This is a genomic window from Bacteroides intestinalis (genome assembly GCF_003464595.1).
Taxonomy (GTDB): Bacteria; Bacteroidota; Bacteroidia; order Bacteroidales; family Bacteroidaceae; genus Bacteroides; species Bacteroides intestinalis_A.
Map to the genome: position 1 here is coordinate 72,508 of NZ_QRZF01000007.1, position 12,555 is coordinate 85,062.

General features: G+C 42.5%; 12 protein-coding genes and 4 tRNA genes. 4 read left to right on the forward strand and 12 right to left on the reverse strand.

The window, feature by feature from the left end:
* Positions 1-33: 33 nt before the first annotated feature.
* From nusG to rpsU, 10 genes are all read right to left on the reverse strand, one after another.
* Positions 34-576, reverse strand: coding sequence for a transcription termination/antitermination protein NusG (gene nusG, locus DWW10_RS11900; RefSeq protein ID WP_007662121.1), 543 nt, complete (start codon positions 574-576; stop codon positions 34-36).
* Positions 577-588: 12 nt separating this feature from the next.
* The gene (gene secE / locus DWW10_RS11905; protein WP_007662120.1) at positions 589-780 is read right to left on the reverse strand and encodes a preprotein translocase subunit SecE; all 192 of its coding nucleotides are present in this window, start codon (positions 778-780) and stop codon (positions 589-591) included.
* A gap of 14 nt (positions 781-794) precedes the next feature.
* A tRNA-Trp gene (locus DWW10_RS11910) sits at positions 795-867 on the reverse strand.
* Between the two features lie 54 nt (positions 868-921).
* Entirely contained in the window at positions 922-2,106 is a 1,185-nt protein-coding gene (gene tuf / locus DWW10_RS11915; RefSeq protein WP_118421706.1) for an elongation factor Tu, read from the reverse strand.
* 50 nt (positions 2,107-2,156) lie between these two features.
* Positions 2,157-2,228: transfer RNA gene (locus DWW10_RS11920), tRNA-Thr, on the reverse strand.
* Positions 2,229-2,244: 16 nt separating this feature from the next.
* A tRNA-Tyr gene (locus tag DWW10_RS11925) sits at positions 2,245-2,327 on the reverse strand.
* A gap of 43 nt (positions 2,328-2,370) precedes the next feature.
* Positions 2,371-2,444, reverse strand: a tRNA-Thr gene (locus DWW10_RS11930).
* 95 nt (positions 2,445-2,539) lie between these two features.
* Positions 2,540-2,839: a ribosome hibernation-promoting factor, HPF/YfiA family gene (gene hpf, locus DWW10_RS11935; RefSeq protein ID WP_007662117.1), complete on the reverse strand. Its 300-nt coding sequence runs from the start codon at positions 2,837-2,839 to the stop codon at positions 2,540-2,542.
* A gap of 16 nt (positions 2,840-2,855) precedes the next feature.
* A complete protein-coding gene (gene xerC / locus DWW10_RS11940) occupies positions 2,856-3,740 on the reverse strand; it encodes a tyrosine recombinase XerC (protein WP_022391522.1) in 885 nt (294 codons plus the stop codon).
* Between the two features lie 72 nt (positions 3,741-3,812).
* On the reverse strand, positions 3,813-4,004 hold the full coding sequence (gene rpsU / locus DWW10_RS11945) for a 30S ribosomal protein S21 (RefSeq protein WP_007662115.1): 192 nt from the start codon (positions 4,002-4,004) through the stop codon (positions 3,813-3,815).
* A 442-nt stretch (positions 4,005-4,446) separates the two neighbouring features.
* Here rpsU and DWW10_RS11950 point away from each other — a divergent pair, with 442 nt between their 5' ends.
* Together DWW10_RS11950 and DWW10_RS11955 are read left to right on the forward strand one after the other, a co-directional pair.
* Positions 4,447-6,228 (forward strand): aminopeptidase P family protein, encoded by a 1,782-nt coding sequence (locus tag DWW10_RS11950; RefSeq protein WP_022391521.1) that lies wholly within the window; start codon positions 4,447-4,449, stop codon positions 6,226-6,228.
* Between the two features lie 26 nt (positions 6,229-6,254).
* Positions 6,255-6,770, forward strand: coding sequence for a gamma carbonic anhydrase family protein (locus DWW10_RS11955; protein ID WP_007662112.1), 516 nt, complete (start codon positions 6,255-6,257; stop codon positions 6,768-6,770).
* 76 nt (positions 6,771-6,846) lie between these two features.
* On the opposite strand, the gene DWW10_RS11960 is transcribed toward DWW10_RS11955, so the two are convergent.
* Both DWW10_RS11960 and gltX read right to left on the reverse strand, forming a co-directional pair.
* A complete protein-coding gene (locus tag DWW10_RS11960; RefSeq protein WP_022391520.1) occupies positions 6,847-8,067 on the reverse strand; it encodes a 3-deoxy-D-manno-octulosonic acid transferase in 1,221 nt (406 codons plus the stop codon).
* Between the two features lie 25 nt (positions 8,068-8,092).
* Entirely contained in the window at positions 8,093-9,610 is a 1,518-nt protein-coding gene (gltX, locus tag DWW10_RS11965; RefSeq protein ID WP_022391519.1) for a glutamate--tRNA ligase, read from the reverse strand.
* Between the two features lie 97 nt (positions 9,611-9,707).
* On the opposite strand from gltX, the gene DWW10_RS11970 reads away from it, so the two are divergent.
* A complete protein-coding gene (locus DWW10_RS11970; protein WP_022391518.1) occupies positions 9,708-11,768 on the forward strand; it encodes an HD family phosphohydrolase in 2,061 nt (686 codons plus the stop codon).
* 5 nt (positions 11,769-11,773) lie between these two features.
* A complete protein-coding gene (locus DWW10_RS11975) occupies positions 11,774-12,547 on the forward strand; it encodes a hypothetical protein (RefSeq protein WP_022391517.1) in 774 nt (257 codons plus the stop codon).
* The last annotated feature ends 8 nt before the right edge of the window (positions 12,548-12,555 follow it).

Here is a 12,555-nt window from a genome sequence, read left to right on the forward strand (position 1 = left end):
TTAATCAAAGAACACTACAGCGTAACACCTGTATTATTCTTTTTCAACTTGCATAAAGCCTAATTCGAGCGGAGTTTTCCGTCCGAATATCTTTACCATAACCTTGAGTTTCTTCTTCTCGGTGTTCACTTCTTCAATGATTCCACTGAATCCACTGAACGGGCCGTAATTTACTTTCACAGTTTCACCGACTACATACGGGATGCTAAGCTCTTCAGTAGCATCCTGCAGCTCGTCCACCGTACCAAGTATACGATTCACTTCCGATTGTCTCAGGGGAACAGGTTTATCCGATCCACCTAAGAATCCAATCACATTAGGAGTATTTCTCAAGTGGTGAGCTACCTCACCAACCAGAGCTGCCTCCACCAAAACGTAACCAGGGAGATAACTTCTCTCTTTCACAATTTTCTTTCCATTGCGAACCTGATAAACCTTTTCGGTAGGAATCAATACCTGAGATACATAATCACCAAGGTCGCTGTTTTTAATATCAGCTTCAAGGTATTCCTTCACCTTAGCTTCTTTTCCGCTAATAGCACGCAGGACGTACCATTTCTTTTCAATCTCAGACATTTTCCCTCGTTTTTAGTGTGGATAAATAATTTTCTCCATTACGTTCTGGAAACAGAAGTCCATCGCAAATACTACCAATGCAATAAGCAGGGAAGCATATAAAACAACTACTGCACTGTTAGTAAGTTCAGAATACGTAGGCCACGATACTTTATGTACAAGTTCGTCGTAAGTTTCTTTAATATAAGCTACAATCTTCTTCATTTCAAAAATATTAGCACGGGAGGAGAGGCTCGAACTCCCGACACCCGGTTTTGGAGACCGGTGCTCTACCAACTGAGCTACTCCCGTGTGAACATAATCAGTTCCCGATATACACCGGGAACTGATTAAGATATTTGGTAATTAGTCAAGAATTTCAGTAATCTGACCTGAACCTACCGTACGACCACCTTCGCGGATAGCGAAACGCAAACCTACGTTCAGAGCTACCGGATAGATCAATTCTACGTTGATTTCTACGTTATCACCAGGCATTACCATTTCAGTTCCTTCCGGAAGAGTGATTTCACCTGTACAGTCCATAGTACGCAGATAGAATTGAGGACGGTATTTGTTGTGGAACGGAGTATGACGACCACCTTCTTCTTTCTTCAAAACATAGATAGAAGCTTTGAATTTAGAGTGAGGTTTAATCTGACCCGGTTTACAAAGAACCATACCACGTTTGATAGATTCTTTATCGATACCACGAAGCAACAAACCTACGTTATCACCAGCTTCACCCTGATCCAGCAATTTGCGGAACATTTCAACACCAGTTACAACAGATTTCTTATCTTCACCCAGACCGAGGATTTCAACTTCATCACCTACGTGGATGATACCAGCTTCGATACGACCAGTAGCAACAGTACCACGACCAGTAATAGAGAATACGTCTTCAACCGGCATCAAGAACGGTTTATCAACATCACGCGGAGGCAGCGGAATCCAAGTATCAACAGCATCCATCAGCTCCATAACTTTATCTTCCCATTTTTCTACGCCATTCAATGCACCAAGAGCAGAACCACGGATGATAGGAGTATTGTCACCGTCGAATTCGTATGCAGCCAACAGTTCGCGCATTTCCATTTCAACGAGTTCCAACATTTCTTCGTCATCAACCATATCGCACTTGTTCATAAATACAACAAGCTTCGGTACGTTTACCTGACGAGCCAACAGGATGTGCTCACGAGTCTGAGGCATCGGACCATCAGTAGCAGCAACTACGATGATAGCACCGTCCATCTGAGCAGCACCAGTTACCATGTTCTTTACGTAGTCGGCGTGACCCGGACAGTCTACGTGAGCATAGTGACGGTTAGCAGTTTCATACTCTACGTGTGAAGTATTGATAGTAATACCTCTTTCCTTTTCTTCAGGAGCATTATCGATCTGATCGAAAGATTTAACTTCTGAAAGACCTTTCTTTGCCAACACTGTAGTGATAGCAGCTGTTAACGTGGTTTTACCGTGGTCAACGTGACCGATTGTACCGATGTTTACGTGCGGTTTTTTACGTTCGAATTTCTCTTTAGCCATAGCTTTACTTGTTATTTATTTGATTAATAATCAGCATTTACATATTCATGAGCTGTTACCGGGACTTGAACCCGGGACCTCTTCCTTACCAAGGAAGTGCTCTACCGCTGAGCTATAACAGCAAGGAGAAAAGAGGTGTGGGCAAAGATGGATTCGAACCACCGAAGGCGTAAGCCAGCAGATTTACAGTCTGCCCCATTTGGCCACTCTGGTATTTGCCCTTACAGTTAAATAAAGAACTCTTTTTTCCTTATTGTTTTTTTGAGCCTCTTGTCGGATTCGAACCAACGACCCCGAGATTACAAATCACGTGCTCTGGCCAGCTGAGCTAAAGAGGCAATTACTCAAAAAATGCAACCGTTACGTTCTAGTGCGAGCGAAACGGCTGCAAATTTAGGCATTTATTTCTTTTCCGCAAAATTTTAGCGAAATTTTATTTGCTCCGTTGTTTTTCCTTGTACTTAACCAACTGTTTTTCTACGGCTTCGACACTCAAATCGATCGCCTCTTCAAACGTATCACAGATCTTGCTTGCGTAAAAATCGCCGTTAGGCACAATCACCTTTACGCCGGCTTCTTTATTTTCTGCGGTTTCTGGTTTAACTACCTTTAATGACACCTCTACTTTCTTTATATCATCGTAATACTTCTCCAACTTTGCAACTTTCTTCTGAATAAAGACTTGCAACTGCTCTGACGCGTCAAAGTGAATTGATTGAATTCTTACTTCCATACTTACCTCCTTACTTTTAGGCTCGAGGATGAGCCAGGTTATACACTTTTTTAAGTTCTTCAAAAGTAGTATGCGTATAAACCTCCGTAGTCGCCAAACTCTCGTGACCGAGAAGTTCTTTTATAGCTCCGAGTTCTGCATCATGATTCAGCATAGTCGTAGCAAAAGTATGCCTCAACACATGAGGACTACGTTTCTTCAACGTTACTACCTTTGACAGGTTTCGTTTCACTAGATTTTCAACAATACTGCGAGAAAGACGTTCTCCATTCTCCCGGACAAAAAATGCATCCGTCCGAATCGGAACTGCTTCATTTCTAACATCGACATACTCCGTCATTGCTATTTTCAACTCTTCGCCAAAAGGTATCAAACGCTGTTTATTTCGTTTCCCCGTCACTTTGATAAGTGAAGAAGAGAAATCTACATCTTTATTGTCCAATCCTATCAATTCTGAAAGTCTCACGCCCGTGGCATAAAACATCTCAATAATCATATGATCACGACACCCTTTAAAGCCTTCACCGAAATCCACCTCATCCAACAACCTATCCATATCACTCTCCCGAAGAAAAGCAGGTAACGGTTTCTTATTTTTAGGTCCCGTTATCTTTTGCAATGGATTCACAGCCACTTCACCCTTCCTTAAAAGGAATTTATAAAATGACCTGAGCGAACTTAGCTTCCGGTTTATTGAAGTAGAAGTATATCCCCTGTCCATTAAGGAAACAATCCATTCGCGAACAAGTTCAGCCTTTACTTCCGATGGAGCCGAATCTCCAATTTCTTCTCTCGCAAACTCTTCAAACTGACGCAAATCTTCCCGATAAGACTTTATAGTCTCTTCGGAGTAATTCCGTTCGTACTGAAGATAGTCAAGAAAAGAGTCTGTCAACCACATATATCGCTACATCAAAAATCATGCAACGAATGTATGAAAAGAATTCAATAATTCAAAGGAAATTACGAATTATTAATCTTCTACTTGCTGAAGTTTTTGTACGTAAACTGCACGTTCTTTCTTAAGTCTGTTAACCACAGACGGTTTGTCAAACTGCTGTCTGCTTCTTAATTCCTTAACGATACCAGTTTTCTCGAATTTTCTTTTAAATTTCTTCAGCGCTTTCTCAATGTTTTCGCCTTCTTTTACAGGTACTACAATCATTTTCTTTTTATTAAAATGTTAATGGTTTAAAAATCTCACGATTAAATTGAGCGGCAAAATTACACATAGTTTCTTTATCCACAAAACTTTCCGCCAAAAATTCTATAAAAAGAAGAAAGATTATCTCAACAAGAAAACTCTCAGCCCCAGAGGAAAAGCAGACACACAGGACATATATCAGCAAAAGATGTTGGCCGGAATAATACCCGTCCCATATCCAATCCGTGTCTGATCCGTATCTGCTCCATGTCTATATGTTTGGAGTTGGTACGGAGTTGACACAGTGTTGGTACGGTGTTGGTACGGCGTTGGTATGGTCTGTGCGTTAAAAAAGGCATTGGTTTCCTCTTATCAACGGATAAAGTACAGTAACCGGCAAAAGATATTCAAAGAAAGTGAGTATCTTTGAGGGATGAATGTTATACCTATATATAAATAGTATATGAGCCAGACAATAAACAATCGGATACAAGCCTTACGGGCTTTGTTCAGTCAAGAGGGCATACAGGCCTTTATTATTCCGAGTACGGACCCGCATCTGAGTGAATATGTTGCTCCTCACTGGAAATCCCGGGAATGGATTTCTGGTTTTACAGGTTCCGCAGGAACCGTTGTCGTTACTACCACTAAGGCAGGATTATGGACTGATTCCCGCTATTTCCTCCAAGCTGCCCAACAGTTGGAAGATACTGAAATAGAGTTATACAAAGAAATGCTTCCTGAAACACCCAGTATCTCCACGTTTTTAAGTATGCAATTAGCTCCCGGTGACACCGTAGGTATTGATGGGAAAATGTTTTCTGCAGAAGCTGTGGAGGACATGAGAGTTAAATTACAGAAACACCGGATACGGCTGAAAAGTATTTCAGATCCGTTAGAGCAATTATGGGCTGACCGACCGCCAATGCCGGAAGATCCAGCCTTTATCCATGAAACAAAATATGCAGGAAAAAGCAGCACAGAAAAAATTTCCATTATCCGGGAAGAGTTGAAAAAGTGCAATGCCAAAGCATTATTCCTGTCGGCTCTGGACGAAATTGCATGGACACTTAACCTACGCGGCAGTGATGTACATTGCAATCCTGTAGTTGTCAGCTACCTATTGATTGAAGAACAACATACACACTTTTTCATCCAACCACAAAAGATTACCCCTGAGGTTACCGACTATCTAAAAGAAATAGGAGTAAGTCTGCACCCTTATGAAGAAGTGGAAACATACCTCAACCGGATAAATGTGGATAGCCTGCTCATTAACCCGGCTAAAACAAATTACGCCATGTATTCGGCTGTCAACCCCAATTGCAGAATCATTCATGGTGCTTCCCCGGTTACTCTGCTGAAAGCAATTCGTAACGAACAGGAAATAGCCGGAATACACGCAGCAATGCAACGGGACGGAGTAGCTCTGGTTAAATTCCTGAAGTGGCTGGAAGAGGCAGTCCCCACCGGCAAAGAGACCGAGATAAGTATAGACAAAAAGCTGCATAACTTCCGTGCCGAACAAGATTTATACAGGGGAGAAAGCTTTGACACCATTGCAGGGTACAAAGAACATGGGGCAATCGTACATTACGAAGCGACTCCCGAAACAGATGTTTCTCTAAAGCCTGAAGGTTTTCTGCTATTAGATTCCGGCGCACAATATCTGGACGGAACCACAGATATTACACGCACGATCGCCTTAGGTAAACTAACCGAAGAAGAGAAAACAGACTATACATTAATATTAAAAGGGCACATCGCACTGGCAATGGCTAAATTCCCTGTTGGTACACGCGGAGCCCAACTGGATGTACTGGCACGTATGCCGATATGGCAACGGGGAATGAACTTCTTGCATGGTACAGGACATGGTGTAGGCCATTTCCTGAATGTACACGAAGGACCTCAAAGTATCCGAATGAATGAAAACCCGGTACCCCTGCAACTGGGTATGCTGACATCCAACGAACCGGGCGTATACAAAGCAGGAAGTCATGGAATCCGGACAGAAAATCTAGTTCTGGTAGTTCCTGCCGGAGAAGGAATGTTCGGCAACTATCTACAATTCGAGACCGTAACCCTTTGCCCTATCTGTAAAAAGGGAATTATTAAAGAACTGCTCACTACCGAAGAAATCGCATGGCTCAACAGCTATCATCAAACTGTATATGAGAAATTATCGCCAAGCCTGAACAAAGAAGAACAGGCATGGTTGAAGGAAGCAACAAGTAAATTATAACCACTAAATAGTAACCAGTATACAAAATGGCATTAATCAAATCAGTCAGAGGTTTCACTCCTGAATTTGGAGAGAACTGTTTTTTAGCGGACAATGCAGCCATCATCGGAGATGTAAAAATGGGACGTGATTGCAGCATTTGGTTCAGCACCGTACTGCGCGGAGACGTAAACTCCATCCGTATCGGAAACGGGGTCAATATACAAGACGGAAGCGTGCTGCACACCTTATATGAAAAATCAACCATTGAAATAGGCGATCACGTTTCTGTAGGGCACAACGTCACCATTCATGGAGCTACCATTAAAGATTATGCATTGGTAGGCATGGGTTCTACCATTCTCGACCACGCTATTGTGGGTGAAGGCGCTATTGTTGCTGCCGGCTCACTGGTTTTGAGCAACACGGTCATCGAACCGGGAAGCATCTGGGGTGGTGTCCCTGCAAAATTCATCAAAAAAGTAGATCCGGCACAGGCTAAAGAGTTGAATCAGAAGATTGCACATAACTATCTGATGTATTCTAATTGGTATAAAGAGTAAAAAAACGACAGATAGATATAAATAGAAAGCGGGCAGATAGGAATCTATCTGCCCGCTTTCTATTTATATCTATTTCTTAGAAATTAATCATACTCAATATTTTATCCGTAGCTCCAGCGTTACTAGTGACATAATATCCGGCATTCGTTCCTGTCTCACGCAAGAATATATCATCTGTCAGCATCCGGTCGAGCAATTCTTTCAATTCCTCGTAATTCTTAATGGAGAAAGCCCCCTTCGCTTCTATCAGTTGTGTGGCTTCCATAAATTTCTGATATTTAGGTCCGAATATAACCGGAATTCCATAGACAGCCGCTTCTAATGTGTTATGAATACCCACTCCAAAACCGCCACCTACATAGGCTATCTCACCATATCGATAGATAGAGGACAGTAAACCGAAACAATCGATAATCAGACAATCAGCTTTCAGCACATTCTTTTCGTCCGCACGAGTATAGCGCACATACGGACGTTTCAATTTCCGGATTATCTCTACCAGGTGATTTTCATCTATCACATGCGGAGCTATTATAAGTTTTACTTCCGGGTGATTATTGAAATATTCGATAAACAGATCTTCATCCGGTTGCCAGGAACTACCGGCAACAAAAGTCATCGTATCATTCTTAAAGAGCTTTACCAAAGGCAATTCCTTGGCCTCCTCACGTATCTGCAAAACCCTGTCGAAGCGTGTATCACCAACTACCGTCACGCGATTGATACCGATCTTACCCAAATAGCGTTTAGAACGTTCATTCTGCACAAACAAATGATCGAAATTACGTAATACGTGGCGATAAGTCCCTCCATACCACTTAAAGAAAACCTGTCCGCGACGGAATATAGACGAAACACTATATACCGGAATACGACGTTTATGCAATTCATCCAGATAATTCTTCCAGAACTCATATTTGATGAAGAAAGCCATGCAAGGATTCGCTATATCCAGGAATTTCTTCACATTCCGAGGTTTATCAAACGGCAGGTAACATACCACATCCGCCCCACGATAATTCTTACGTACTTCATATCCGGAAGGAGAGAAGAATGTCAGCAATATACCATAATCAGGATATTTGGCACGAATTTTCTCTATCAGAGGACGCCCTTGTTCAAACTCGCCCAAGGAAGCCGCATGAAACCAGATGTAGCGCACATCCTTTTCCAATTGCTGTCTGAGAAGTTCATACACCACCCAATGCCCTTTCATCATTTTACGGGGTTTACGGCTAAAAGGAGCCGCCAGATGCACCAGAAGGTCATAGATACCTATCGCAAGGTCGTAAAACATACTTTCTTCAGCTTGGGTTTCAATTTTATTTTAGTACCTCAATTGCTCGTTTCATACGCGCCAGTGTCTCTTCTTTGCCCAGCACCCAAGAGATGTCGAACATATGCGGGCCTTTCCCCTCGCCTACCAGCGTCAGGCGAAAAGCATTCATTATATTTCCGGTATGGTATCCTTTTTCTGCAATCCAGTCCATTACAATCTTTTCCTGGTTTTCGATGCCGAAGTCCTCGATACCTGCCAATACTTCCATTAATTCAGTCATGCACTGGGCAGAATCTTCTTTCCAGCGTTTCTTCACAGTCTTTTCGTCATATTCGGTCGGAGCTATAAAGAAGAAACTGGATGCTTCCCAAAGTTCGCGCACAAAGCTTACGCGATTCTTCATCATGCCTACTACAGTTACCACTTTCTCAAACGGAGCTTCCACGCCCTGTTCTTTCAGAACCGGAACAAAAAGTTCTGCTATTTCCGTATCCGGCTTCAACAATATATATTCATGGTTGAACCAGATTCCTTTCTTATAATCAAACTTAGCACCGGATTTACTGCAATGGCTCAGGTCGAACAGTTTTATCAGTTCATCCATAGACATGAGTTCCTGATCGTTACCCGGATTCCAACCCAGCAAAGCCAGGAAATTAATCACTGCCTCAGGCAGATAACCCGATTCACGGTATCCGGAAGACACTTCACCTGTTTTGGGGTCATGCCATTCCAATGGGAATACGGGAAAACCAAGACGGTCACCGTCACGCTTGCTCAACTTACCATTACCTTCCGGCTTCAGCAGCAGAGGCAGGTGGGCAAAGGCCGGCATTGTATCTTCCCAACCAAAAGCACGGTACAACAACACGTGCAACGGTGCAGAGGGCAACCATTCTTCACCACGAATCACATGGGAAACCTCCATCAAATGGTCGTCTACAATATTTGCCAGGTGATAGGTCGGAAGCTCATCTGCTGATTTATAAAGTACCTTATCATCCAGAATCGAAGAATTAATTATCACTTCACCCCGGATCAAGTCGTTTACATGCACGTCTTCATTGGGTTCTATCTTAAAACGAACCACGTACTGCTTACCCTCGGCAATCAATGCATCTACTTCTTCTTTAGAAAGTGTCAGTGAATTACGCATTTGCATACGGGTAGAAGCATCATATTGGAAATTGGCTATTTCAGTACGCTTTGCCTCCAACTCCTCGGGAGTATCAAAAGCAATATAAGCCTTACCTGCATCCAATAATACTTTCACATACTTCTTGTATATTTCACGGCGTTCGGACTGGCGGTACGGTCCATGCTCTCCACCAAAGCTGACTCCCTCATCGAACGGGATGCCCAACCATTTGAAAGATTCCAATATATATTCTTCTGCACCCGGCACAAAACGGTTACTATCAGTATCTTCGATACGGAAAATCATATCACCCCCATGTTGGCGTGCAAAAAGATAATTGTATAATGCTGTACGCACACCACCAATGTGCAACGCCCCTGTAGGACTTGGGGCAAATCGAACTCTGACTCTTCTTTCTGTCATATTTTGCATTACTTATGAGATAATTAGACGGCAAAATTAAACCTTTTTTTCCACACTAATGTTTTTTTTTGTACTTTTCGCAAAAAATTCAACCGATATGAATAAAACCAAGACTAAAAAAAGCTTTTCTTATAGAGATTTGCTGTATAAAGTACTCATATTTATCGGCACGGTAGCTATTATTGTATACTTCCTGCCGCGTGACGGCAAATTTAATTATCAGTTCGATATTGATAAGCCGTGGAAATATGGACAACTTATGGCTACATTCGATTTCCCTATCTATAAGGACGATGCAGTTGTGAAACGGGAGCAGGACAGTATTCTTGCTGCTTTCCAGCCTTATTATCAATTAGATAAAAGTATAGAGAAGACTGCTATCAGTAAGTTGAAAGCAGATTATCAAAGCCATCTGCGTGACATTGTTCCCTCTTCCGACTACATGCGTTATCTGGAAAAAAGATTGTCGGAAATTTATAAGGCGGGCATACTTTCTACAGAGGGACTCGACCAACTACGGCAAGACAGCACCACTGCCATTATGGTAATTGATGATAAACTTGCCAACCAACGAAGCACCGAACAACTGTTTTCCGTAAAAGATGCCTATACCTATCTGCTTACTGCAGACACTGCACACTACTCACCTTTTATTTTACGACAGTGTTCTCTCAACGAATATCTGTATCCGAATCTGTCATACGATGAACAGCGTACGGAAACAGCCAAGAAAGAAACCCTCGATAATTATGCCTGGGCAAATGGCATAGTTGTAAGCGGACAGAAGATCATAGACCGGGGAGAAATTATAGATCAGGAAACTTATAATATTCTTGAAAGCCTACGGAAAGAATCTATTCAGCGTAGTGAGTCACTGGGACAGAAACGCTTGATACTAACTGGGCAAACACTGTTTGTCGGTATCTTTATTCTGTGCTTCATGCTTTATCTCGATTTGTTTCGCAAAGACTATTATGAACGTAAGGGCAGCCTGTCCCTACTCTTTACACTGATCATGTTTTATAGTGTGGTAACGGCCCTCATGGTAGCAAATAACATCTACAATGTTTACATTATTCCCTATGCGATGCTACCGGTCATTATCCGTGTATTCCTCGACTCACGTACGGCATTCCTCACACAGGTAGTCACTATACTGATATGCTCCATTTGTTTACGCTATCCGCATGAGTTCATACTCCTGCAACTGGCCGCCGGTCTGGTTGCCATATTCAGCCTGCGGGAATTATCACAGCGTTCGCAACTTTTCCGCACAGCCCTACTGGTGATACTTACTTATGCTGCACTTTATTTCTCATTTGAGTTGATTACTGAGAACGACTTGTCGAAACTGAATGGAAGCATGTATACCTACTTCACAGTGAATGGAGTACTTCTATTGTTTACTTATCCGCTTTTATTCTTATTGGAGAAGACTTTCGGATTTACTTCCAACGTTACCCTGGTAGAACTTTCCAATATCAACAGTCCGTTGCTGCGTCGCTTGTCCGAAACAGTTCCGGGTACTTTCCAGCACTCCATGCAAGTGGCCAACCTTGCAGCAGAAGCTGCCAACCGTATTGGGGCAAAGAGCCAGTTAGTACGTACCGGCGCTTTATATCATGACATCGGCAAGATGGAAAATCCGGTATTCTTTACTGAAAACCAATCGGGAGGTGTCAATCCGCACAAAAATCTCAGTTATGAACAAAGTGCACAGGTCATCATCAGCCATGTGACGGATGGACTGAAACTGGCTGAGAAGAACAACTTGCCTAAAGTGATAAAAGACTTTATCAGTACTCACCACGGCAGGGGAAAAACGAAGTATTTCTATATTTCCTGGAAAAATGAACACCCGGACGAAGAACCGAACGAAGAATTATTCACTTACCCGGGCCCGAATCCATTCACTCGTGAGACAGCTATCTTAATGATGGCAGATGCTGTGGAAGCCGCCTCCCGCAGTTTGCCCGAATATACAGAAGATAGTATCAATAACCTGGTGGACAAGATTATTGATTCGCAAGTAGAAGAAGGTTACTTCAAAGAATGCCCTATCACCTTCAAGGATATCGCCACCGTAAAATCAGTTTTTAAAGAAAAATTGAAAACGATTTACCATACCCGTATCAGCTATCCCGAACTTAAAAAATAAGAAATATGAAAGCAACTGCCCAAGACCAGAAACGTACCGACAGCCTTCTGCAACACAAAGGCGTCCGGCTGCATGACATCCAGAGTTTCAGTTTCATGAAGCGTTTTCGCGAGGTTCCACGCAAAAGCAATCTGAAGGTCAAAGATAAATATGGTGCGGGCATCTTGACATTACACCTGAAACAGGGTAGCCAAAAGGCTTTTTATGTTCGCCCGTTCCAGAAGCCATCTTCTATTATCCGCTATTTGGTCTCGCAGAACATACCTTTTGATAATTCTATCTCGCGGGAACGGACAGCGGCGGAAATTCCGGCGACTACCTATCAGCGCCCGTCACTCTATATGTTTTATTTCTTTGTGCTTTTCATCACGTTCATGATATTGGGATATCAGGCTGTTGCATTCGGAAGTTGGTGGGCATATATTCTGGGCATCATTTCGTTCGGTATGAGTATCTACTTCATGCACATGCTGATGACACGCTTCTGCTATTTGAAGGTAGACAATAAAAGTCTCAGGATATATAGCGTAGGGCGTGAGATAGTGTATCCCTACGAAAAGATACTTAAAGTCAACTTTGACTTTGCACGCGAACAGGCTTTCACGCATGTGATGGAAATATTGGATAAAGATTATCACTATCGTCTTTACTACATAGGCAGGGTATCCCGGCGAACACTGAATGACATTGCTGAGACACTGCAAAGTGCAGGTGTAGACGCTACATGCAGCCTGAATGAAGATAAGAGATTCTATCAAGATAAACAGATTTTTCACTAAGTAAGCGC